This is a genomic window from Romboutsia sp., from assembly GCF_035470145.1.
GTDB lineage: Bacteria > Bacillota > Clostridia > Peptostreptococcales > Peptostreptococcaceae > Romboutsia_D.
On record NZ_DATIRC010000114.1, the window covers coordinates 43,351 to 67,693 of the forward strand.

General features: G+C 29.4%; 18 protein-coding genes. 1 reads left to right on the forward strand and 17 read right to left on the reverse strand.

From position 1 onward, the window contains the following. Window positions 1-46 precede the first annotated feature (46 nt). The 13 genes from VLM92_RS04540 to deoC all read right to left on the reverse strand — a co-directional run bounded on the left by VLM92_RS04540 (window position 47) and on the right by deoC (window position 19,196). Entirely contained in the window at window positions 47-325 is a 279-nt protein-coding gene (locus VLM92_RS04540; RefSeq protein ID WP_331681681.1) for a hypothetical protein, read from the reverse strand. Window positions 326-510: 185 nt separating this feature from the next. Beyond that, on the reverse strand, window positions 511-1,947 hold the full coding sequence (locus tag VLM92_RS04545) for a carbon starvation protein A (protein ID WP_325275168.1): 1,437 nt from the start codon (window positions 1,945-1,947) through the stop codon (window positions 511-513). Between the two features lie 129 nt (window positions 1,948-2,076). Continuing rightward, window positions 2,077-2,814: a LytTR family DNA-binding domain-containing protein gene (locus VLM92_RS04550; protein ID WP_325275169.1), complete on the reverse strand. Its 738-nt coding sequence runs from the start codon at window positions 2,812-2,814 to the stop codon at window positions 2,077-2,079. A 13-nt stretch (window positions 2,815-2,827) separates the two neighbouring features. After that, window positions 2,828-4,486 carry a sensor histidine kinase gene (locus tag VLM92_RS04555; RefSeq protein ID WP_325275170.1) on the reverse strand — a complete coding sequence of 553 codons (1,659 nt, stop codon included), beginning with the start codon at window positions 4,484-4,486 and terminating at the stop codon, window positions 2,828-2,830. Window positions 4,487-4,597: 111 nt separating this feature from the next. Beyond that, the gene (locus VLM92_RS04560; RefSeq protein WP_325275171.1) at window positions 4,598-6,097 is read right to left on the reverse strand and encodes a UDP-N-acetylmuramoyl-L-alanyl-D-glutamate--2,6-diaminopimelate ligase; all 1,500 of its coding nucleotides are present in this window, start codon (window positions 6,095-6,097) and stop codon (window positions 4,598-4,600) included. A gap of 187 nt (window positions 6,098-6,284) precedes the next feature. After that, a complete protein-coding gene (locus VLM92_RS04565) occupies window positions 6,285-6,989 on the reverse strand; it encodes an aspartate/glutamate racemase family protein (RefSeq protein ID WP_325275172.1) in 705 nt (234 codons plus the stop codon). 15 nt (window positions 6,990-7,004) lie between these two features. Continuing rightward, window positions 7,005-8,219 carry a carboxylate--amine ligase gene (locus VLM92_RS04570; RefSeq protein WP_325275173.1) on the reverse strand — a complete coding sequence of 405 codons (1,215 nt, stop codon included), beginning with the start codon at window positions 8,217-8,219 and terminating at the stop codon, window positions 7,005-7,007. A gap of 167 nt (window positions 8,220-8,386) precedes the next feature. After that, the gene (gene ptsG / locus VLM92_RS04575; RefSeq protein ID WP_325275174.1) at window positions 8,387-10,423 is read right to left on the reverse strand and encodes a glucose-specific PTS transporter subunit IIBC; all 2,037 of its coding nucleotides are present in this window, start codon (window positions 10,421-10,423) and stop codon (window positions 8,387-8,389) included. Between the two features lie 301 nt (window positions 10,424-10,724). After that, on the reverse strand, window positions 10,725-11,564 hold the full coding sequence (gene licT, locus VLM92_RS04580; protein ID WP_325275175.1) for a BglG family transcription antiterminator LicT: 840 nt from the start codon (window positions 11,562-11,564) through the stop codon (window positions 10,725-10,727). Window positions 11,565-12,012: 448 nt separating this feature from the next. After that, window positions 12,013-13,974: a fructose-1,6-bisphosphatase gene (locus VLM92_RS04585; RefSeq protein WP_331681682.1), complete on the reverse strand. Its 1,962-nt coding sequence runs from the start codon at window positions 13,972-13,974 to the stop codon at window positions 12,013-12,015. A 109-nt stretch (window positions 13,975-14,083) separates the two neighbouring features. Continuing rightward, window positions 14,084-14,458 carry a hypothetical protein gene (locus VLM92_RS04590; RefSeq protein WP_325275177.1) on the reverse strand — a complete coding sequence of 125 codons (375 nt, stop codon included), beginning with the start codon at window positions 14,456-14,458 and terminating at the stop codon, window positions 14,084-14,086. A 213-nt stretch (window positions 14,459-14,671) separates the two neighbouring features. Then, a complete protein-coding gene (nifJ, locus tag VLM92_RS04595; protein WP_325275178.1) occupies window positions 14,672-18,214 on the reverse strand; it encodes a pyruvate:ferredoxin (flavodoxin) oxidoreductase in 3,543 nt (1,180 codons plus the stop codon). Between the two features lie 307 nt (window positions 18,215-18,521). Beyond that, complete coding sequence (gene deoC, locus VLM92_RS04600; RefSeq protein ID WP_325275179.1) at window positions 18,522-19,196, reverse strand: deoxyribose-phosphate aldolase; 675 nt, start codon at window positions 19,194-19,196, stop codon at window positions 18,522-18,524. Window positions 19,197-19,558: 362 nt separating this feature from the next. Between deoC and VLM92_RS04605 the strand changes: the two genes are divergently transcribed. After that, window positions 19,559-19,939, forward strand: coding sequence for a winged helix-turn-helix transcriptional regulator (locus tag VLM92_RS04605; RefSeq protein ID WP_325275180.1), 381 nt, complete (start codon window positions 19,559-19,561; stop codon window positions 19,937-19,939). Window positions 19,940-20,030: 91 nt separating this feature from the next. On the opposite strand, the gene pduL is transcribed toward VLM92_RS04605, so the two are convergent. The 4 genes from pduL to aroC form a co-directional block, all read right to left on the reverse strand. Next, window positions 20,031-20,600, reverse strand: coding sequence for a phosphate propanoyltransferase (pduL, locus tag VLM92_RS04610; protein ID WP_325275181.1), 570 nt, complete (start codon window positions 20,598-20,600; stop codon window positions 20,031-20,033). Window positions 20,601-20,786: 186 nt separating this feature from the next. Continuing rightward, window positions 20,787-22,046, reverse strand: coding sequence for a 3-phosphoshikimate 1-carboxyvinyltransferase (gene aroA, locus VLM92_RS04615; protein ID WP_325275182.1), 1,260 nt, complete (start codon window positions 22,044-22,046; stop codon window positions 20,787-20,789). Then, window positions 22,039-23,202, reverse strand: a complete 1,164-nt coding sequence (gene aroB / locus VLM92_RS04620) for a 3-dehydroquinate synthase (RefSeq protein WP_325275183.1) — start codon at window positions 23,200-23,202, stop codon at window positions 22,039-22,041. Before aroB ends, aroA begins: the two co-directional genes overlap by 8 nt. Then, window positions 23,190-24,343, reverse strand: a 1,154-nt coding sequence (aroC, locus tag VLM92_RS04625; RefSeq protein ID WP_325275184.1) for a chorismate synthase, incomplete at its 5' end; no start/stop codon positions are given. The genes aroB and aroC, both read right to left, overlap by 13 nt.

Consider the following 24,343-nt stretch of genomic DNA (forward strand, 5'->3'; position numbering starts at 1 on the left):
ATTGTAATGATTTTTATTTATTATTTACATCCGTTTCCTGCTACGTTTAATACATCCCACGTTCTAGAAAATGGTGGCGTCTAACATAACCTAATTGGACAGTTGCTAATTTACCAAATATGTCTGCAGCTATTACATTCGTTCTTTGAACTGAATCCTTAAATCCACCCACTTGCTCTCCTAATATTACTTTTGTCTTTGCATCATAAACAAGCTTTACATATATCTTATCTCTACCTGGATAGTAGTTAGTTTGGTTAAAATCTGATCCTAATTTTTTGGATTGACTTTCTGTAATACCAGTTGAGCCTGCTTCCATGTTCATAACATTTAAGCAAATTGAACCTAATGAACCTTGGAATGCATTGTTAGCTCCTGTTGCTAATGGTACATACGTATCTATATTTTTATAGTTGCACAGTCTCCTGCTGAGTATATATTCTTAGTATATAAAAAAACCCTCTATATTTATAACTATATAAAGAAGGCTTTTTATTTTACATTATATTATTAAACTATACTTGTAGATTTTTTATTTTCTTGAACTTTAGATTTATTTATCATAAACACTATAAATAATATTGTTGCAACAACTATACCTACTGAATTAGAGAATATAGCATCTAGCTTAAATCCTTCTTTTGCTTGTAATATATATGCAGTACATACAGCACTCATAAATGTTGCAGGTATTAAAGTTATCCAGTAGTTAGCTTTATTCTTAAGCAAGTACACTGTACCCGTCCATAAAAATATAGTGGCTAATGTTTGGTTAGACCAAGCAAAGTATCTCCAGATTACATTGAAATCTATGAAAGTAAGTCCTATACAAACTGCAAATAGTGGTATTGCTAATATAAATCTATTTTTTAAACCTTCTTGCTTTATATTAAAAGCATCTGCTATTGTAAGTCTAGCACTTCTAAATGCAGTATCTCCTGACGTTATAGGACATGCAACTACTCCTAATATCGCAAGAATTGCTCCTACTTGACCTAATAATGATTTTGATATATGAGTTACAACACCTGATGGTCCTCCAAATTCCACTAAGCCACCAGATAACCCTTCAGTTCCTCCAAAGAATGCTATTGCAACAGCACACCATACTAAAGCTATAACACCTTCGGCAACCATCGCTCCATAGAATACTCTTTTTGCTTCACTTTCTCTATTTATACACCTAGCCATCATTGGCGATTGCGTTGAGTGGAATCCTGATAATGCTCCACATGCTATTGTAGTAAATAAGAATGGGAATACAGATAACCCTCCTGGATGTAAGTTATCTAAAGTTAATTCAGCCATTGTCATAGTTCCATTAATTTGTCCTATTATTAGTGCTCCTGCTAAACCAAAAGCCATAGTAAGTAATGCTGCTCCAAATAATGGATATATTTTACCTATAACTTTATCAACCGGTAATATAGTAGCTATTATATAGTAAACAATTATTATCACTGTCCAGAAAAGAATTGTCTTTCCTGTCATTGCAGCTAATAAACCAGCTGGAGATGTAACAAATACTGTACCTGTTAAAACTAGTAATACTACTGAGAATATTCTCATCATTACCTTCATCTTATCTCCTAGGTATATACCAACTATTTCTGATATAGAACTACCATCATGTCTCATTGATATTACTCCTGATAAGAAGTCATGAACTCCTCCTGCAAAGATAGTACCAAACGTTATCCATAAAAATGCTACTGGACCAAATAATGCCCCCGATACTGCACCAAATATTGGACCTACCCCTGCTATATTAAGAAATTGTATTAGAAATACTTTATGCCAAGGCATTGGAACAAAGTCTACTCCATCTTGAAGCCTTGTTGCTGGTGTTGCCTTTGAGTCATCTAATTTCACTGATTTTTCAACAATCGAACCATATATGAAATATCCACCTACAAGAAATGCTAAACAACCTAAAAATGTCATCATATCGTTTTCTCCTCCATAAATTTTTTAATTATTTTCAATATTTATTATTTCTAATAATATAATAACGTTTATTTATATGAAGAAGATTTGTTTTTACATGAAATGCATAAATTCATACATAAAATACATTTATACATTCATAATTTTTCTAAAATCTTTTATTTTACTTCTACTAACTGGTATCTCTGAATTTATATCTTTTAATTTCAGTTTATAGGTATTATTAAACCAAGGTATTATTTCTTTTATTTTAGAGGTATTTACTATATAAGATCTATGAGTTTTAAAAAATAAATTATTTTTCAGATTTTTTTCAAATTCTGTTATAGACGTTTTTACTATATACTCACTGTCTTTGGTAAATACTATAGTTTCTCTTTCTTTAGCTTCACAGTAGTATATATCACTTATATTTATCACAATTAATTTATCATTTTTCCATAAACTTACACTTGATAATGCAATTTCTTTAGTTAATGAGTTTACTTTTGTGCTTTTATTATCTATTTCATTACTTTTTTTAAGCTTGTTCAACGTAGAAACTATTCTTTTCTCTGAATATGGTTTTAGTATATAATCAAACGCTTCAAGCTCAAATGCATCTACTGCATGCTCCTTATATGCAGTAATAAATACTATTTTAGGGCTTCTCTTAAATTGCTTTATAGTTTTTGCAAGTAACATGCCATCTAGTAACGGTATATTAATATCCAAAAATATAACATCTACACTATTTTCTTGTATAAATTTTAATACATCTAATCCATTATCAAACTCATTAATAATCTCTATGTCACTAAAGTTGTTTATAAAATATTTAAGCTCCTCTCTTGCAGGAAATTCATCTTCAACTATTATTGATCTCATAATATCCTCCATCCTAAATCTCAAATTCTATTTTAGTTCCATGCCTTAATCTATATATATTTAATCCTTGTCCATAAATTAGTTTCAATCTCAAATGAACATTATAAAGTCCTATCTTGTTTTCTGGCATATCGTCATTATATACTTTTTTAATTATATCTTCATCTATAGCAATACCATCATTTTCTACCCAAACTTTAACTCCATTTTCAGATTTATTTACACCTATTATAACAGTTCCACGTTCACTATTTTTTCTTATTCCATGTATAATTGCATTTTCTACCAATGGCTGTATTATTAAACTTGGTATTGTTATTTTTATATCTTCATCTATATTATAAACTACACTTAATTTATCTCCAAATCTCGCTTTTTCTATTTCTACATATGCCTTTACTTGTTCTAATTCTTTATGTATATTTATAAGATTATCATTCACTTCTAAGTTATACCTCATATATGTAGCTAAATTTATTATAAGTTGCCTTGCTTTATCCGGATTGATTCTTATAAAAGAAGTTATGGTATTTAATGCATTGAATAAAAAATGTGGATTTATTTGAGTTTGTAATGCTTTTATTTCTGCTTTATTCTTAGCTTCTTTAATTTTTTCAATCTTTGATATTTCCATTAGTGTAGATATAATATGAGATAATCCTATTGCTAAAGATTTTTTCGAATAACTTATATCATACTTTTTTGTATAATATATTTTCAAACTTCCCATAACCCCTTGAGAATCTGTTAACGGTATAATCATACCTGTTTTTAGGTTTACTTTTTCACTTAAAGAATATTCTTCTTTACATACCTTTATATTTAATATTTTATTTTCTTTCATTGCATCTTTAGTTGTGTTACTAAGCTCTATATTAGGATTATCAAAGGCTTCTTCTCCAACTCCTACATATGCTAATACTTTTTCTGTATCTGTTATCGCTACTGCATCTGAATTTATCTCTTCTTTTATAATCCTACATATAACTTTTAAAGACTCTTCATTAACACATCTAAAGTATGGCAAAGTTTTATTAGCTATATCTAGGGCTAACTTGGACTGAAAAGCAGCAATTTCTTCTTTTTCTTTTTTTATAGCTTGTACTATAGAAACTAAAAAACCTATTCCAATTTGTCCAACTATCATAGGTACATATATCTTGCTTATAATTGATACTGCTACATTATGCGGTTTGGACATAAAAAATATTAAAACCATAGTTACATTTTCTGATATTACTCCACACATAATTCCGCAAATCCACTTATATTTTTCCTTTAATTTCTTACTAAAATATCCTGATAATATACCCGCAAATATGCTAGATATAAAACATGGAAAAGATGTAATTCCATTTATATCTATAAAATATCTGTGAAAACCAGATATAAAACCTGATGTTACTCCTACTAATGGTCCAAATAATATACCTCCAGATACTATAGCCATTATTCTTGTATTAGCTAATGATCCCTCTACACTAATACCATTATATGTTCCTAAAATAGCTAATAAACTAAATATCATTGATATAACTGCTAAATCATGGTTCTTATAATTTTCTTTTTGAAATATGTATTTAAATTTTTTTATCTTAGTTATTATTATAAATAAAACTATTATTAAGCTTGATTTTTCAAGCAATGTTAAAAATATAGTTTCTTTATCCATAAATTCACCTCTATCTATTCTACATTTTTCAATAATAATCTGTATAGATTATCAGGTTTTATTATATAGAAAAGAGAAGTAATAAAACTTCTCTTTTCTAGTTTGTTTTTATTATGAAAGTTGTTTTCTCTCTTTATTTGCCATGATTTTTTTAGATGCATTTATAGCTATTTCAGTTTCACTAAAAGGTATCCTTTGACCTTTTATAAGCTGATATTCTTCATGACCTTTTCCTGCAAATACTATCATATCGCCTTCTTTAGCTATTTCTATAGCTTTTTCAATAGCTACTCTTCTGTCTGGCTCTACTATATATTCACAATCTGAGTTTTCAAATGAATCTGCTATATCTTTTATTACATTCATTGGGTCTTCGAAATCTGGGTTATCACTTGTTAGTATACACAAATCACATTCTCTTGATGCTACATCTCCAAGTTCTTTTCTCCTTAGCTCTGTTCTTCCACCTACTGACCCAAACAAGCATATTAATCTATTATGATCATATTTTTTTAATGTTTGTAATATATTTTCTAAACTTACTCCATTATGAGCATAATCTATTATTATAGTTGCATAATCAAGAATTGGCAATACTTCTACCCTTCCTTTTACTTTTGCATTTCTTAATGCGTCTAACATTATGTGTTGATCAACTTTTAAATATCTACAAACTGATATAACTGCTAAAGCATTATATATGCTAAATGTTCCTGGTGAACATATATATGCATTAAATTCTTCATTTTTCGCTTGTACATTAAAGCTTACACCTAATGAATCTAGGGCTCTAGAGTAGTCTATATCGTTTGCAACTATATCAGCTTTATTTTCTATACCAAAAGTTTCTATATCGCAAGTTGATTTTTCTATTATTTGTTTTGCATATTTGTCATCTATATTAACAATACCATGCTTTGCTAATGTGAATAATTTTGCTTTACATTCTAAGTAGTGTTCAAATGTTGGATGTTCTTTTGGTCCTACATGATCCGTTGATAAGTTTGAGAATATTGCTATATCAAATTCAATATCTTTAACCCTCTCCATCATTATTCCACCTGATGATACTTCCATAGATACACATTTAACACCACTATCTAGCATAGTCCTAAATATTCTGTGTAACTCATAACTTTCTGGTGTTGTATTAACAGTTTTTTCACTTTTGCCGTTGTAAAAAGTTCCATTAGTTCCTATAACACCTGTATTTAACCCTGCTTTATTTAAAACTTCACTTATATAATTTGTTATAGTAGTTTTTCCTTTTGTACCTGTAACTCCTATAATCTTTAAATCTTTTGATGGATTACCAAAATAATTTGATGACATCCTTGATAAAGCGATTCTACTATCTTCTACAAATAGTTTTATAGCATCCTCATTAAGTTCTATATCATCTTGTAGTATAAATACTCTACTTCCTCTTTCATATGCCTTTTGTGCGTATTTATGTCCATCTACTGTTTCACCTTTTATCGCTACAAATATATATCCATCTTCACATTTTGAAGAATTGTATGCTAAATCTTTTATCTCTGTGTTTTTTACATCATCCCAAAGCTTATTGCAAGTAAATATTACCTCATTCATTATTTCTAGTAATTTCATACCCAGCTCTCCTCCTAATTGTTCTTAAGTATGTAGTATAACATAAATTCTCTATATTTTTAATTGCAAATTGTTACTAAATATGAGATTTTTTTCATAATAATTTCTAGAAAAATAGAGTAGCTTTAACTACTCTATTTTATATTTATTCAGTTAATAAAATATATTTTATTAACTGAATAAATAACTACTTAGCTGTTTTTCCACATGAATTTATAGTTTTTCTAGCTAAAACTTCTAGAGAATCTATATAAAATTCATTATCTAAATCATTATCATTTTTTAAAATAGAAAGTTCTGTACAGCCTAGTATAGCACCATCGCAATTATTTTCTTTTAAATGTTTAATAACGCTATTGAATTTATCCATATCTGCACTTTTTCCACTTTTTATATCTTTATAAATGATATCCATTATATGATCTTGTTTTTCATTATCTAATACTAAGTAATCTATATCATATTTCTCACACATATTTTGATAAAGTTTTGTCTGTATATTTCCCGTTGTAGCCAGTATACCTAGTTTCTTATGACCCTTTTGTTTTGCATATTTAACAGTTTCTTCTATTATATTTATAACTGGTATATTTACACTTCCTGCTATCTGTCCATAAAAATAGTGTGCTGTATTACATGTAATTACTAAAAAATCAGTTCCATATTGTTCTAGTTTTTTAGCATCTTTTATAAGTACCTCTACAGGACTGTTTGGAGACTTTCCAATTATATAATTAGTTCTGTCAGGTGTTGTTGCACGATTAGTTATTATCATATCAATATGTTCTTGATCAGATTTTGCATCTGTCAATCTAACTATCATATCATAAAAATAAACCGTAGCCATAGGCCCTAGCCCACCAATCACTCCAACTGTCTTGTTAGTTTCCATAATCATATCACCAATCTATTTGCAGTATTTTTTGAACTTTCTCATTTGGTTTATATTATATAAGAATATATACCAACTTCTCTTGAAGTTTCCTTTTAAATCTTTGTCATATCCAAATGATGTTGCGCTTTTCCCTTGTGACTTTAATTCTTTAGCTTTGTTAACTAGGTCTTTATTCTTAACATACTTGTAAACTACATTGTTTGGTATAACATGCCAGAAAAATGGATCCTTTTGAATTTTTAAATCTAACTCTTTATTGAATACTCTGTCTTCTACTATGTATTTAGCTATATTATTCCCAGAACTTGTTACATAGTAATTACTTCTACCTTGTCTTAAGTTTATCTCAAATACTTTATACGTGTTATCTCTAGTGTCAAACTTTATGTCAAAATTAGAGTACCCTGTATAGTTTATATCTTCTAAGAATGTTTTGAACTTTTCCATTAAAGGTCCATCATACTCTGTTATTATAGCTGCATGATTTCCTATTCCTTTTGGAGTATGTTCTTCTAATAGTACATGTCCTAAACACATCATTTTAACTTTACCATGTTGGTCTGAATAACAAGTTAAAACTCTCATATGTGAATCATCACCTGGTATAAAGTCTTGTATTATTAAATTTTTATCATACTTACCAGCATATATTGATTTAGTTATTTCTATAAATTCTTTTTCATCGTTAGCTACATATGCTTTTTTCATACCTTCAAATGGGAATTGCCAGTACAATACACTGTCAGAAGGCTTTATTATAACTGGGTAGTTAAATCCAAACTCTTCTATTTTATCACCTTTTGAGTATATGAAGGTCTTAGGATAATCTAACCCTTTTTCTTCGCACATTTGATAGAATAATTCTTTTTCTATTAACTTATTTTTTAGGTCACTATCTATATAAGGTACTATATATTTTTCTTTTAATATATCTTTATGGTCTATTATTAGTTCTGCATATTCATCAGTACACCCCATTATTATTAACTTTTTGTTAGGTGCTGCCAATTCATCTGCAGTTTTCAATAATACTTGTATAAACTCTTCTTCTTCAGTTATTCTTGGGTCAATTCTAAAATCTATTATATTACTATCTTTAGTTGCTCCTAATGCATATCTACCAAAAGCTATAGACTTAACTCCATAAGCTTCATGGTATGCTCTTGCTACACTATAGCAGTTTATATCTCCACCAACCAATACTGGTTGTATTACTATATTATCCACACTTTCCACCTCTTTAAAGATCATCTTTTCTAATTAAATTCACCTGTTAATTATACTGTATTTTATATATTATGTCAAAATCCTAACTTATTCGATATAACATTATTTATATAAAAAAACTAGCTATATAGTTTTTTAATTGCTATATAACTAGTTTTAGTTTTTAATTATTTTATTATACTTATTCTATTTCCTTCTTTGGCTTTTATAGCACCTGCTTTTATGCTAACTTTTTCGCTTCCTTCTAAGTTAGTAAATACAATTGGACTTATTGTTGATGTTGCATTTTTTTCAATATAATCTAAGTCCATTTTAACTAATTTATCTCCAGCTTTAACTTCTTGTCCAACTTCTACAAACATATCAAAGCCTTTACCTTCTAATTTAACTGTTTCTATACCTAAATGTATAAGTACTTCTCTACCTGCAGTTGATTTTATTATTATCGCATGCTTTGTAGGGAATATAACTTCAACAGTTCCATCTACTGGTGCATATATATCTCCATCTTTAGACTTTATTGCAAATCCATCTCCCATTAATTTTGTTGAGAATACTTCATCTGGAACTTGAGATATATCTAATAACTCACCATTTACTAATGAAACTATTTCTTCATCTAAAGTTGTTGCTGCTACTTCTTTTTTAGGTTCTTCAACTTTTACCGGTTCAACTTTTTTAGGTTTTGCTACTTTAACTTTTCCCGATATTATTTCATTTATTTCAGATTTTAATGTATCTGATTTAGGTCCATATATAGCTTGTAGATTATTACCAACTACCATAACCCCAGCTGCTCCAAGAGACTTTAACTTATCTTGGTCAACTTTATTTATATCTTCAACTGCAACTCTAAGTCTAGTTATACATGCATCTAAATTCTTTATATTTTCTTTATTTCCTAATGCTTCTAATATTCCAAATGCTAATTCACTGTTACTTAAAGTCACATTTGAGTCTGATTCAGTCTCATCTTCTCTACCTGGAGTTTTTAAATCGAACTTAGTTATTAGGAATCTGAATCCGAAGTAGTATACTACTGCAAACACTGCACCTACAACTAATACTAAGTACCAAGGTGTTCTATTTGGTAAAACTCCAAATAACATAAAGTCAATAAGACCTCCTGAGAATGTCATACCTATTTTAACTCCAAGTATTTGCATTAACATGAATGATACCCCTGCAAATATACAGTGTACTCCGAATAACGCTGGAGCAACGAATAAGAATGCAAATTCTATCGGCTCAGTTATACCTGTTAAGAAAGATGTAAGTGCTGCTGATGCCATTATACCTGCAACAAATTTTCTCTTTTCAGGCTTAGAAGTATGAACTATAGCAAGCGCTGCTGCTGGAAGACCAAACATCATGAATGGGAATTTACCAGTCATGAAAGTACCTGCTGTAAATGGTACACCATCTTTAAGTTGTGCAAAGAATATACTTTGGTCACCCATTACTAAATTACCAGCTTTATCTACATATTCTCCAAATTGATACCAGAATGGATTATAGAATACATGGTGTAATCCAAATGGTATTAATGCTCTTTCAACTATACCAAATATAAATGCTGCTACTGTTATATTTGCGTCTATAACTGTTCTTGAGAAGTTTAATAGTCCATCTTGTATAGGTGGCCATATCCATGATAATAGTATACCTACAAGAATAGCACTAGCTGCTGTTACTATTGGAACAAATCTCTTACCTGCAAAGAATCCTAAATATTGAGGTAACTCAATTTTATAGAATCTTTTGTATAAACCAGCTGCAATAATACCTATTATAATACCACCAAATACTCCAGTTTGAAGAGTTGGTATACCATCAACTGTAGCATACATTGGGTTACCCATCATATCAGGAGTAACTCCAGCCATAATTCCCATAGATGTATTCATTACTAAGAATCCAACTATTGCAGCTAAACCTGCAACTCCTTCACCTTCAGTTAAACCTACAGCTACACCAACTGCAAATAATAAAGGTAGGTTACCAAATACTATTCCACCTGATTTTTCCATTATGCTAACTATAAGTTGGAAAGTATCGTTTGCAAGAAAAGGCATTCTAGCTATCAATGCTGGGTTAGCAAGTGCATTACTTACTCCTAGCAGTATACCTGCTGCTGGAAGTAGCGCAACTGGTAACATTAATGCTTTTCCTACTCTTTGTAAAACACCAAATAGTTTTTTCATTTTGTATCTCCTTATATATCTTTTATTTTTTTTATTTATTTTAGGAATTTATATATTCCATTATTGACTAAATTTTATTGCTTCTTTATCCTTATTAGTTAATAAAAAAAGACTTAAATTTATAAAAACAGATATCCTTTACTATATTATTAATCAAATACAATATTATTATTAAAATATTTACTTAATTAATAACATAAACGTTAAAGTACATTCATATTCTTATAAACCTAAGTCTTGCCTGCTTAACCAGTAACAATCTTTTATCGTTTACTTTATATTTATTATTAAATTTTTTAATTTAGCTTATCGCAGATATAACTCTGTTAATGTGTAATGTAAGATATAATAATTCATCTTCTGTTACTATATACTCATGATTTTGTTCTATAAATTGTTTTATTTTACATGCACAATCATAAGCTTTTTTATATTGCATCTTTATTACATTTATAAGTTCATTATCTTTATCCTTTACTTGTTCCTTTTTTATTAATCTTTTAGCAAAGAATTTCAAATGAGTAACCAATCTATCATAATTAAAATCATCTTCTTCAAATTCTATAGAATAATAGTATCTTATTATATTAAGTATTTCCTTTACAATCTTAGTCATTAAAAATGATTCGCTTGTATTTTCTTTATAATTTGCATTTACTAGATGCATTGCTATAAATCCAGCTTCATCTATGGGAAGCTTAACATTGAATTCTTTATTTATATATTCTATAGCCCATTTTCCAACTTCAAATTCTTTTTTATGAATTCTCTTTATTTCATATAGTAAATCGTTTTTTATTTCAATATTTTGTTCGTATCGTTTAAAGACAAATGATATATGATCCGTAAGTGATGCATATATGTAGTCATCTAATTCTGATCCTAGATATTGTTTTGCATATTCTATTATTTTAGAACTTGCATTAAATATATTTTCATCAACTTCAGTTGCTATTTTAGTTATTTTTTTTGTTAACCCATCATTTTCAGTGATGAACTTCTTTTCTATTTTACTTTGATCTACTTCTTGTCCTACTTTTTTTTGAAATCCTATTCCACATCCAGTGAGTACTAGTTCTTTTTTACTTTCTGCATCTATAACCAATACTACATTGTTGTTATAAATTTTTTCAATAATCATGTCTATTTACTCACTCCTTTAATTAAAATTGAATTGGAATTCACTTTATTTATACCTTCATATTTGACTAACTACCGCATAAATCATAAAATACCTAAACCAAGATACAAAATATCATATATCTTAACTTAGGTATTGCCTGCTCTATCAGTAACAATCCAATTTTATTAATTTATTTTAAAGTCGATATTTGTCTTACCTTCTTCTTGTAAATTAATTTTATAATAATTACATAAGCCTGTCAAGTATTCTGAAAACTTTTTCTCTATATTTTTTTAAATTAAATTTATATTCTAATTTTTTTTAATTTTCAAACATTCACTTAGAAGTTTATTATTTATAATTCCCTAAATTTATTACTTAATACAAAAAGAAGCCTTTCGACTTCTTTTTTACATATTATAAATTTATACCAATAAGCATTTGAGCAACATCTAAACTAAATGATTTATGTTTCCTTTATTAGACCCTTTTTGTACGCCATTAAAAGTAATTTTAAATCTTCTACTTCTTCTTGTAATTTAATGCCTGCATCTGTGTCTCTTACTGTTTTTCTTTTATCTTTGTGCTCTACTACTTCTGTTGTAGATAGTATATCACTTTCATTTACTATTGCTTCTTCTGCAGAAGTAAACGGATTATGAGATACTAATTGTAAACTATATGAATTATATATTAATGTATATCCAGCTATACCTGTTTTCTTTTGATAAGTTCTTGAGAATCCTCCATCTATAACCAATATTTTACCATTTGCTTTTATTGGACTTTCTCCATTTTTGCTTTCTACAGGCACATGACCATTTATTATATGTGCATCTTTGCTGTCTAAATTGAATTCTTTAAATATTTTTTCGCACATTTCTTCATCTTCTCTTAACTTAAAGTATGGATTTTTATTTTCTTTATGAGCTTCCTTTTCTTCTATAAAGTACCTTTCAAAAGTTGTCATATCATCTTTACCAAATAATGATGAACATTTTCCAGTCCAAAGATACCACATCATATCCATTCCGTATTGCTTTTGACTTGTATTGTCTTTAAAGAAGTAACCCTCTCTAGCTAAAGATTCCATCTTATCCATTAATGCTTTTCCTTTATATTCTTTTCCTTGTAATTTAATCTCCATAAAACTAGAATCTTCATTTAAAGGTATGCATCCATGTATTAGTAAATTTGAATTTGCTGTTAAATAAATACTTCCTTTTGAAAATAAAAATGATACATGTTTTTGAAGTTTTTCACTATTTTTAAAAGAAAATACTAATTTATCTATTACTATTTCTTCTTCTCTTGTAAATTTATATGGATCATTTTTATCTATAGTTGGCAGATAAGAGTCTTTTAGTTTGTAGCTTTTTCCTTTTAAAGTTATAGTTCCTTCTTCATAATTTATATTATTAAGTAACAATCTATGTTTCATGCCAAACTCTGGTCTTCTATTTATTACTTGACCTTCGAGTTTAAATTGGATTATACTTATCGCTTTATGCATTTTTGCTATTAATGATTTTTCTGTACTTGATACATCTTGATCGCTTACTTTAGGCACAAAGCAATTACATGGATCATCTTTATAAATATCCATTGCAAATGTAGCTAACGGTAATAAGTTTATTCCATAAATATCTTCAACAATGTCTAAATTTGCATACCTAGCAGATATTCTAAGTGCATTTGCTATACATGTTTTTTCTCCTGCTGCCGCTCCCATCCATAGTATATCATGGTTACCCCATTGTATATCTACTGAATGATAATCCATCAAAGTGTCCATTACTATATCCGGTCTTGGACCTCTATCATATATATCTCCTAGTATATGTAATCTATCTACTACTAATTTTTGTATAACTTTTGATATAGCTATTATAAATTCTTTAGCTCTATCTATTTCTATTATAGTTTCTACTATACTTTTATAATAACCCTTCTTATGTTGACCATCTATATCCTCATGCAGAAGTTCCTCTATTATATATTTAAAATCTTCTGGTAATAACTTTCTTACCTTTGATCTAGTATATTTACTAGATGCATACTTGCATAGTTCTATAAGCCTATATATATTTATTCTATAAAAATCATCTATATTTTCTTCTTCTTTAATTACTAATTCTATTTTTTGTTCTGGATAATATACAAGAGTTGCTAGAGCTTTTTTTTCACTTTCTCTCATTGTATTTAAAAATAATTCTTCTATTTTTCTTTTTATAACACCAGAACCATTTTTTAATACATGAACAAACGGCTCGTACTCTCCATGTATATCTGTTATAAAATGTTCTGTTCCTTTTGGTAGATTTAGTATTGCTTCTAAATTTATTATTTCAGTACTTGCTTTTGATATACTTGGGTATTGTTTTGATAACAACTTCAGGTATTTTATCTCACTTTCTACCGTTTTCATTCTCATCCCTCCAAACTCATCCCACACTTTATTTTATTATATCATATTTTTAATTAGTATACACTAATTAACTTGTATCATAATTTAGTGTATACTTTTTATATAGCAGTTAATTCGGCAATATAAGTTCTCCTGTAAATCTATTTATTTTATGTATTCCTAAACTTGTGTCATGCATATGTTCCTCTTCATGTTCATCTTCACCTTCATCGTTGAGATAAACTTCTACTAAATATTCATCTCCTACTTGTTTTATTTGATTTTCTGATACAGATATAACATCTCCATATTCTGCCTTAAGTATATTTATTACATTTGCTTTAGATATCGGCTTAAGATCTTTTATATATTCATCACTTTTATATTTTTCCAATTTATTAGAGTTAGTTTCTGATTCTTTATTATGGATAATATCTATTAAAACCACTATACTTACCATTACTATAGCTAAAATTACAATTTTTATTATTTTTTTACTATTCATATTCATCCTCCTGTCTGTATCTATAATGTTAACATACTTAAATTAATTTTAAGTAAATAACTCGCTTCGCTTGAGCAACGTGTGAGCGAACTATTTCAAGTTTAGAGGTTAAAATTTATAATTCATCCACAAATCAGAAAAATTATAAATTCCTTGTATCTAAAAAGGATGGACTTTTTTAAAGTCCATCCCTAATTATAAACTATATTTATATTAGCATTGTTCTGCTAATCTCTTATAGTTATTGTATCTTTCATTAGCATTTTCTTCAGCCATAGTGAATAATTCATCAGCTACGTCTGGGAATTGCTTAGCTATGGCAGAATATCTTACTTGTTGCATTAAGAAGTCTCTGAAGCTTTCTGTTGGTTCTTTAGAATCTAACGTGAAAGGATTTTTCCCTTCAGCTTTTAGAGTTGGGTTGTATCTGTATAAATGCCAGTATCCAGCCTTAACAGCTTGCTCTATGTTCGCTTGAGCTCTTCCCATTCCTTCTTTTAATCCGTGAGATATACATGGAGAGTAAGCTATTATTAATGATGGTCCATCATGCTTTTCAGCTTCTATTACAGCCTTCATTAATTGGTTCTTATCTGCACCCATACCTACTTGTGCTACATATACGTTTCCATAACTGATAGCCATCATACCTAAGTCTTTTTTCTTAGATCTCTTACCAGCAGCAGCGAACTTAGCCATTGCAGCAACTGGAGTTGACTTAGAGGCTTGACCTCCTGTATTTGAATAAATTTCTGTGTCAAATACAAGTACATTTACATTTTCACCTGAAGCTAATACATGGTCAAGTCCACCGTATCCGATGTCATAAGCCCATCCATCTCCTCCAAGTATCCATTGAGATCTCTTAACTAAGTAATCTTTTCTGTCATCTATTTCTTTGATTAATTCTTTTATTTCTTCATTTTCACATCCACATGAATTTGTTAATACTTCTATAACTTTTTTACTTGCAACTTGTGAAGCCTCTGAATCTTCTTTTCCTTCTAACCAAGCATTAAATGCTTCTTTAGCGCAATCGCATATATCCATACTTAATAAAGCTTCCATGTTATCAGCTATTTTATTTCTCATTTGTTTAACAGCTAACATCATTCCGTATCCATATTCAGCATTGTCTTCAAATAATGAATTTGCCCAAGATGGACCTTTACCTTCATGATTAACTGTGTATGGAGTTGAAGGAGCTGATCCTCCCCATATAGAAGAACATCCTGTAGCATTTGCTATCATCATTCTATCTCCAAATAATTGAGTAACTAACTTGATGTATGGAGTTTCTCCACATCCTGCACAAGCACCTGAGAACTCTATAAGTGGTTGTCTAAATTGACTTCCCTTAACAGTGTTTGTAGGCATTACATCTCCTTTTGGAGATACTTTATCAGTATCAACTGCAAATGCCCAGTTTTCTACTTCTACTTCTTGAGTATCAAGAGGTTTCATAACTAAAGCTTTTTGCTTAGATGGACATATGTCAGCACAGTTTCCACATCCTGTACAATCCATTGGACTCACTTGCATTCTGTACCCAAATCCTTCTAATCCTTTACCTAATGCTTTTTTCGTATTGAAGTTTCCAGGAGCATTTTGTGCTTCTTCTTCATTTACTAATACTGGTCTTATACATGCATGAGGACATACATAAGCACATTGATTACATTGGATACAGTTGTCTACTATCCACTCAGGAACATTTACAGCTATACCTCTTTTTTCGTATGCAGCTGTTCCACAAGGGAAAGTACCATCTTCTAATCCGTTGAATGCACTTACTGGTAAGCTATCACCTTCTTGTGCGTTCATTGGTCTTAATATATTTTTAATAAAATCTGGTTCATCTGAATCTGCTGCCATTTCTAATTCCTTAGCTTGTTCCCATGAAGCTGATGCATCTATTTTAACTAATGCATTCATTCCTGCTTCAACAGCTTCGAAGTTCATCTTAACTATTTTCTCACCTTTTTTACCATAAGCTTTGTTTATAGAATCTTTTAAGTATTCTACAGCTTGTTCAGTAGGTATTATCTGCGCTAATTTGAAGAATGCAGATTGCATTATCATATTTATTCTTGTTCCAAGACCTATTTCTTGAGCTATCTTAGTAGCATTTACAGTATAGAAGTTTATTTCATTTTCAGATATAAATTTCTTCATCTTAGCTGGTAAATTAGCTTCTAGCTCTTCTGAATCCCAAATAGTGTTAAGTACAAATGTACCACCTTTTTTAAGCCCTTTTAATAAATCATATTGGTTAACATATGATTGATTATGACATGCTATATAATCAGCCTCATCTATTAAGTAAGTAGCTCTTATTGGAGCATCTCCAAATCTTAAGTGAGACATAGTTATACCACCAGATTTTTTAGAGTCATATGCAAAATAAGCTTGAGCATACTTATCTGTGTGGTCTCCTATTATTTTTATAGCTTGTTTGTTAGCTCCAACTGTACCATCAGATCCTAATCCCCAGAACTTACATCTTATAGTTCCTTGAGGAGCTATTTTGATTTGTTCTGATGGAATTAATGATGTATTAGTTACATCATCTACTATACCTAATGTAAAGTTATTCTTAGGCTTATCAGCAGCTAAGTTATCAAATACAGTTTTTATTTCTGATGGAGTAACATCTTTTGATCCTAATCCATATCTTCCACCTATTATCATTGGTGCATTTTCTACTTCATAATATGCAGCACGCACATCTAGGTATAATGGTTCCCCGATTGAACCAGGTTCCTTAGTTCTGTCAAGTACACATATTCTATTTGCAGAAGCTGGTATAGCATCTAATAAATGCTTAGTTGAGAATGGTCTGAATAAGTGAACCTTAACTAAACCAAAACTTCCACCATTAGCATTTACGTAATCTATTGTTTCTTCTATTGTTTCTGTGACAGATCCCATAGCTATTACTATGTTCTTAGCGTCTTTTGCTCCATAGTAATCAAATAAACTATGTTTTCTTCCAGTTAATTCACTCATTTGATCCATGTACTTCTCAACTATTCCTACTATATCGTTGTAGTATTTGTTAGAAGCTTCTCTAGTTTGGAAGTATATATCTGGGTTTTGAGCCGTACCACGAGTAACAGGATGATTTGGAGATAAAGCATTATTTCTGAACTCTTGAACTGCTTCCATGTTTAATAATTTTGCATAATCTTCTGTTTCTAATAATTCAACTTTTTGAATTTCATGTGATGTTCTAAATCCATCGAAGAAATGTATGAAAGGTAATTTCCCTTCTATAGCAGCTAAGTGCGCAACAGGTGCAATATCAGCAACTTCTTGAACTGATCCAGAAGCTAATAATACACATCCAGTTTGACGAGCACTCATAACATCTTGATGGTCACCAAATATAGATAATGCTTGAGATGCAAGAGCACGAGCACTTACGTGGAATACTCCTGGAAGTAACTCTCCTGCAACTTTATACATGTTAGGTATCATTAATAATAACCCTTGAGATGCAGTAAATGTTGTAGTTAAAGCTCCACCTTGTAATGAACCATGGAATGCTCCAGCAGCACCTGCTTCTGATTGCATTTCTACAACACTAACTTTTTGTCCAAATATGTTCTTTCTTCCTTGAGCTGACCATTCATCAACTACTTCAGCCATGTTTGAAGACGGAGTTATTGGATATATAGCAGCCACATCAGTAAATGCATACGCAACGTGAGCAGCAGCCGTATTTCCGTCAACTGTTTTCATAAATTTAGCCATAATATGTATCCTCCTTATATATTACTCTTTTGTACTTAAATTATTAAAAATTATAAGCAACGTGTACTATAGATACAATGTACATAAATGTACAAAATACCCCCAATACATAATTATTACATAATTACAAATATTATATAATAAACAAAATATTCTATACTTTTATATAAAAGTCCTTCTGCTTTATTTATATAAATAATATATTTAAGTATTTCGAGAAAAAAATTTACAATTTAATATTATTATTCCATTTTATTTTATATACCCACCAAATTATAAGTCGAATCACTAAAGCTATAATATATTATTAATAGTCGCTTTTTCCTTGTTCATCTCCTCTTACTATTGCGATAGATGCACTTGCTCCTATTCTACTTGTTCCAGCTTCTATAACAGCTATTGCATCTTTTTCATTTCTAACTCCACCAGAAGCTTTTACTCCTATATTTTCTCCTACAGTCTCTCTCATAAGTTTGATATCGGCAGGAGTTGATCCACCAGTTCCAAACCCTGTTGAAGTTTTTACGAAATCTGTTCCAGCCTTAACTGCTAATTCACATGCTATTTTCTTTTCTTCATCTGTTAAATAGCAAGTCTCTATTATTACTTTTACTAAAGCTTTATTGTCAGCTGCATCTACTACTGCCTTTATATCTTCAAATACTAAGTCATAGTTTTTATCTTTTAATGCACCTATATTTATAACCATATCTACTTCATCAGCACCTTTAGCTATGGCATCTTTAGTTTCAAATGCTTTAACTTCTTTAGTATTAGCTCCTAAAGGGAATCCTATAACTGTACAAACCTTTACATTACTACCCTTTAGTTCATTTTTTACAAGTTCTATATGTGTTGGATTTATACAAACCGAGAAAAATCCATATTCTTTTGCTTCGTCACATATCTTTATAACATCTTCTTTTGTAGCTACTGCTTTTAATATTGTATGGTCTATCATATTCGCTATTTTACTATTCATTTATATATTCTCCTTTATTCTACATTAAATTCCATATTCTTACATAATATGTTATCACATTACGAAAAGTATATAAACTTATTTTTTCCTAGAGAGCATTTAACATTCATAGTTTAATTTTTTTTTAAATTTAATTTAGTTGATATTTATATTTTTATAATAAACCTTACTTTTCATATTCACAAGTAGGCACTTTATTTACATGTAGTATATAAATTTATATATAGTATACAAAAGTATACTATAGTAAATTCATAGTACATATAAATATTTTTGTTTATTAAATAATTTTTTTATACTATAATTTTGTGATATAATAATGAAAAATTATTTAACAATTTCACTTAAGGAGAGAAGTATACATGGATAAAACTCTAACTTCACATAATGAATGTCATATGAATAAACGTTGCGCTAAATATAATACTTGTCCAATGATTTTATTCCATAAATTAGTTTCAGGAAAATGGAAAATTTTAATATTATGGTATTTAAGTAGTGGATGCCTTAGATTTAGTGAGATTAAAAGAAAATTACCTGATGTTACTCAAAAAATGTTAACAAATCAATTGAGAAGTCTCGAAGATGATGGTTTAGTACATAGAGAAATATACCCTGTTATCCCACCTAAAGTTGAATATAGTCTTACTGAAATGGGAAAAAAAATAATTCCTTTACTGGAACAAATGTATAACTATGGAATTGAATATGGAGATACTATAAAAAAAGCTTCTGTAAAATAAAGTATTCGCTTCGCTTGAGCAACGTGTTGACGAAACACTTCAAATTTAAAAGAAGGTATGTGAAATTCACATACCTTTAATTTATATATAATTATTGTGCTATTAATTCAACTTCTTCGCCATTTCTAACACCAGCAGCGTTTCCTTCTTCAACGTCTACGTGCATTTCTAAAGCAAAGTTTTGGTGAGCTCTAACTAATACATTTTCGAATACTACAGCTCTTGGTCCAAAAGTTCTAACCTTTACTATTTGCTTGTCAGCTACTCCAAATTTAGAAGCATCATCAAGACTCATATGTATATGTCTAGAAGCTACTATAACACCTTCTGTTAATTCTACTTCTCCAGCTGGTCCTACTAATTTAACACCAGGAGTTCCTGCTATATCTCCAGATTCTTTTATTGGAGCTTTTACACCTAAAGCAAATCCGTCTGCTAAAGATATTTCAACTTGTGTATTAGGTCTAGCTGGTCCTAAAACTCTAACTCCTTTTAAAGTTCCTTTTGGTCCAACTAAGTCAACTTTTTCTTCGCAAGCAAATTGTCCCGGTTGAGATAATGGCTTGAAATGAGTTAACTCATGTCCTGCTCCGAATAAAGTTTCTATGTCAGCTTGACTTAAGTGAACATGTCTGTTAGATAATGCTATTGGTAATTTCATAAAAAATTCCTCCTAATTATATTTTGTATACAACATCCAATTATACATAATATTGTTTATTAAATCAAATCCTTTTAATAAAATTTGACTTAATAACTTTAATTTCTACTTTTATACTATTTCTACCAAATATTGTAAAATCCTTTTATGCTACTTAGTTAATTAACTTGTTGTGATAGTTAAATTTTATATTGATAAATCTTTTAGTAGTTTAAAGTATCCTGGGAAAGATATATCAATACATGATTTATTGTCTAATATAACATCTCCATCACATCCTAAATCTGCAATAGAAAATGCCATTGCTATCCTATGATCTTTAAAAGTCTTTATATTTGCTCCTTTTAAAGAAACTTTCCCTTTTATAACCATGCCATCTTCTAATTCTTCTACATCTGCTCCCATAAGTTTTAGGTTGTCTACTACTGCTTTTATCCTATTGCTCTCTTTTACTTTTAATTCCTTTGCATCTTTTATTATTGTAGTACCTTCTGCTTGAGTTGCGAGTACTGCTATTACTGGTATTTCGTCTATAAGTCTTGGTATTATAGCTTTGTCTATTGTTGTAGCATTCAAATCAGGACTATATTTTACAAGTAAGTCCCCTACTAATTCTCCACCTACTAGTCTTTGATTTAGTATTTCTATATTTCCATTCATATTTTTTACTACATCTAGTATTCCCGTTCTAGTTTCATTCAAACCAACATTTTTTATAATAACTTCTGAACCTTTAGTTATTAATGCACCAACTATTATAAATGCAGCTGATGATATGTCTCCCGGAACATATATATTCTGACTAAATAATTCTTGTACTGGATTTATATTTATTGCTAAATCTTCTACAGTTATATCTGCTCCAAAAGATTTTAACATTATTTCTGTATGGTTTCTACTTCTTACTTTTTCATGTATAATACTTTTTCCATCTGCATAAAGACTTGCTAATATTAAAGCTGATTTTACTTGAGCTGATGCAACTGTCATTTTATAGTCTATTGCATTTAAGTTTCCACCGTAAATTTTTATAGGAGTGAAGTTTGCATCCTCTTTTCCTTCTATTTTACATCCCATAAGTCTAAGAGGATCTGTAACTCTTTTCATAGGTCTTTTACCTATTGATTCATCTCCTATTAAAGTAGCTTCAAATTTATTACCTGCTAAAATACCACTTATAAGTCTTATTGTAGTTCCTGAATTTCCTACATCTAATATATCTAAAGGAGGTTTTAACCCATATAATCCATTACCTTTTACAAATACATCTGCGCCATTTATTTCTATATCAACACCCATTTTTCTAAAACAAGATATTGTGCTTAAGCAATCTTGTCCCATTAAAAAATTGCTTATTTTGTTATGTCCTTTCGATATTGACGAAAACATTATGGCTCTATGAGATATAGACTTATCCCCTATAAGTTCAAAACTTCCTTTAAGCATTGTTACACTCCCTTATTATATTCAGTATTTTAGACTCATCTATATTATTTATTACTTTAACTTCACCTAATTCTACTGGTAAAATTAAATTTATTTTTCCAAAACTATTTTTCTTATCATTTTTCATTATACTTAAAACTTCCTTAGCTAAACGCTCTTTGTTTTCAAATTTAGAATCTTCTTCTTTTAAAGAACTTGCAAATTCCAATGGTAAACCATATGCCTTAGATACTGTTATAAACTTATCATAGTAATTTTGAGATATCAACTTCTCAGATATAGATAATTTAAAAGCCATATTCATTCCTATACTAACTGCATCACCATGACTAATTTTACAAAGTTTCTCTACTCCATGTCCAAAAGTATGACCAAAATTTAATATTTTTCTAAGACTACCTTCTTTTTCATCTTTTCCTACTATATTTACCTTTATACTTGCGCATTTTTTAACTATATAATATAAACATTTATTGTCTCTATTTAATATAGCTTCACTATTTTCTATTAAATAATCTAAAAACTCATAATCATAAATTACACTATATTTTATAACTTCTGCCATCCCACTTATAAATTCATCTTGAGGTAGTGTTTTTAAACTATTTACATTTATATATGTGAACTTCGGTTGATAAAAAGTTCCTATTATATTTTTGAGTTTTCCTAAGTTTATACCCGTTTTGCCACCTATAGATGAATCTACTTGCGCTAATAAACTAGTTGGTACCTGTATAACATCTATACCTCTCATATAAGTAGATGCTATATATCCTCCTAAATCACCAACAACTCCTCCACCGACTGCAATTATAACTGATTTCCTAGATAAGTTTATTCTTATACAATAATTCAAAATCTTTTCATATACTTCTAAACATTTTGAATTCTCTCCAGCAGGAACTATATATTCATATATAGTTCTAGCTTTTATGCTATTTATTAAATCCTCCACTTGATGATTATATACGTTTTCATCTGTTATTATCAATACTTCATCATATACATCATTTATATTAAGTTTAGCTTCATTATTATTAGAATTTATTATTTTAATATCATTTTTATCCTTATTAAATATGGTTATCGATTCGTTAAAAGATTTATAACTATTATCTATAACTACATTGCAAATAGAATTTATTATTTTTTCCATCCTCTTTCACCTAGCCTTTTTACATATGAGTCATAATTTAATTTTAAGTCTGACAAATTATCTCCGCCTATTTTTTCTAAGAAATATTTACAAATAACAAAAGCCACTACATTTTCACAAACTACACTACATGCAGGCACTGCACAATTATCCGACCTTTCTATACTTGCCATATAACTTTCTAAAGAATTTACATTTATGGAATTAAGTGGTTTATATAGTGTTGGTATTGGTTTCATAGCACATCGAATAACTATTTCATCTCCTGTTGTCATTCCACCCTCTATACCACCTAAACGATTTGTAGCTCTTTTTATTCCTGTTTCTTTATTATAATAAATTTCATCCATAACTTGAGATCCTTTTGAGATAGCAACGTCAAATCCAATTCCTATTTCAACACCTTTTATAGCTTGAGTACCCATTAAGTGCATAGCTAACTCTCCATCTATTTTCTTATCAAAATGAGTATAAGAACCTAAACCTGGAATAACATTTTGTACTCTTATCTCTACAACACCGCCTAAGGTATCGCCCTCACATTTTACTTTATCTATTTCTTTTATTATTCTTTGTTCTAAATCTTTATTGACACATCTTACTTGGCTATTGTCTACATTATTTTTTATATATTCAAAATCATATACATTATTATCTGCTATACTTCCTATTTGAACAACATGCGATGTGAAGCTTATATCAAACTCCTTAAGAATTTGCTTACAAATTGCTCCTACTGCAACTCTACTTGCTGTTTCTCTAGCACTAGACCTTTCAAGAACATTTCTAGCATCATCAAAATCATACTTTAAACATCCAACTAAATCTGCATGACCTGGTCTTACATTACTTACTTTTTTAGTCTCAAAATCTACTTCTTCCATTGGATTCATATAGTTTATCCAATTTTCATAGTCTTTGTTTTTTACTTCTATTGATATAGGACTTCCTAGAGTTTTTCTTCCTCTAACTCCACCTAGTATGTTTATTTTATCTTGTTCTATTTGCATTCTAGCACCACGACCATATCCACTTTGTCTTTTTTTCAGTTCATGGTTTATTTCTTCTATGTTTAATTCAATATTAGCTGGAACTCCATCTAATATTGATATCAAATTTTGTCCATGTGATTCTCCACTTG

Coding starts and splice junctions, on each gene's coding strand:
- VLM92_RS04605 (WP_325275180.1), top strand. CDS start 19,559: ATGGATAAAACTCTAACTTCACATAATGAATGTCATATGAATAAACGT.
- VLM92_RS04565 (WP_325275172.1), bottom strand. CDS start 6,989: ATGGAAACTAACAAGACAGTTGGAGTGATTGGTGGGCTAGGGCCTATG.
- VLM92_RS04545 (WP_325275168.1), bottom strand. CDS start 1,947: ATGATGACATTTTTAGGTTGTTTAGCATTTCTTGTAGGTGGATATTTC.
- VLM92_RS04550 (WP_325275169.1), bottom strand. CDS start 2,814: ATGAGATCAATAATAGTTGAAGATGAATTTCCTGCAAGAGAGGAGCTT.
- VLM92_RS04560 (WP_325275171.1), bottom strand. CDS start 6,097: ATGAAATTACTAGAAATAATGAATGAGGTAATATTTACTTGCAATAAG.
- ptsG (WP_325275174.1), bottom strand. CDS start 10,423: ATGAAAAAACTATTTGGTGTTTTACAAAGAGTAGGAAAAGCATTAATG.
- licT (WP_325275175.1), bottom strand. CDS start 11,564: ATGATTATTGAAAAAATTTATAACAACAATGTAGTATTGGTTATAGAT.
- VLM92_RS04555 (WP_325275170.1), bottom strand. CDS start 4,486: ATGGATAAAGAAACTATATTTTTAACATTGCTTGAAAAATCAAGCTTA.
- deoC (WP_325275179.1), bottom strand. CDS start 19,196: ATGAATAGTAAAATAGCGAATATGATAGACCATACAATATTAAAAGCA.
- nifJ (WP_325275178.1), bottom strand. CDS start 18,214: ATGGCTAAATTTATGAAAACAGTTGACGGAAATACGGCTGCTGCTCAC.
- VLM92_RS04585 (WP_331681682.1), bottom strand. CDS start 13,974: ATGAAAACGGTAGAAAGTGAGATAAAATACCTGAAGTTGTTATCAAAA.
- VLM92_RS04540 (WP_331681681.1), bottom strand. CDS start 325: ATGAACATGGAAGCAGGCTCAACTGGTATTACAGAAAGTCAATCCAAA.
- aroB (WP_325275183.1), bottom strand. CDS start 23,202: ATGGAAAAAATAATAAATTCTATTTGCAATGTAGTTATAGATAATAGT.
- aroA (WP_325275182.1), bottom strand. CDS start 22,046: ATGCTTAAAGGAAGTTTTGAACTTATAGGGGATAAGTCTATATCTCAT.
- pduL (WP_325275181.1), bottom strand. CDS start 20,600: ATGAAATTACCAATAGCATTATCTAACAGACATGTTCACTTAAGTCAA.
- VLM92_RS04590 (WP_325275177.1), bottom strand. CDS start 14,458: ATGAATAGTAAAAAAATAATAAAAATTGTAATTTTAGCTATAGTAATG.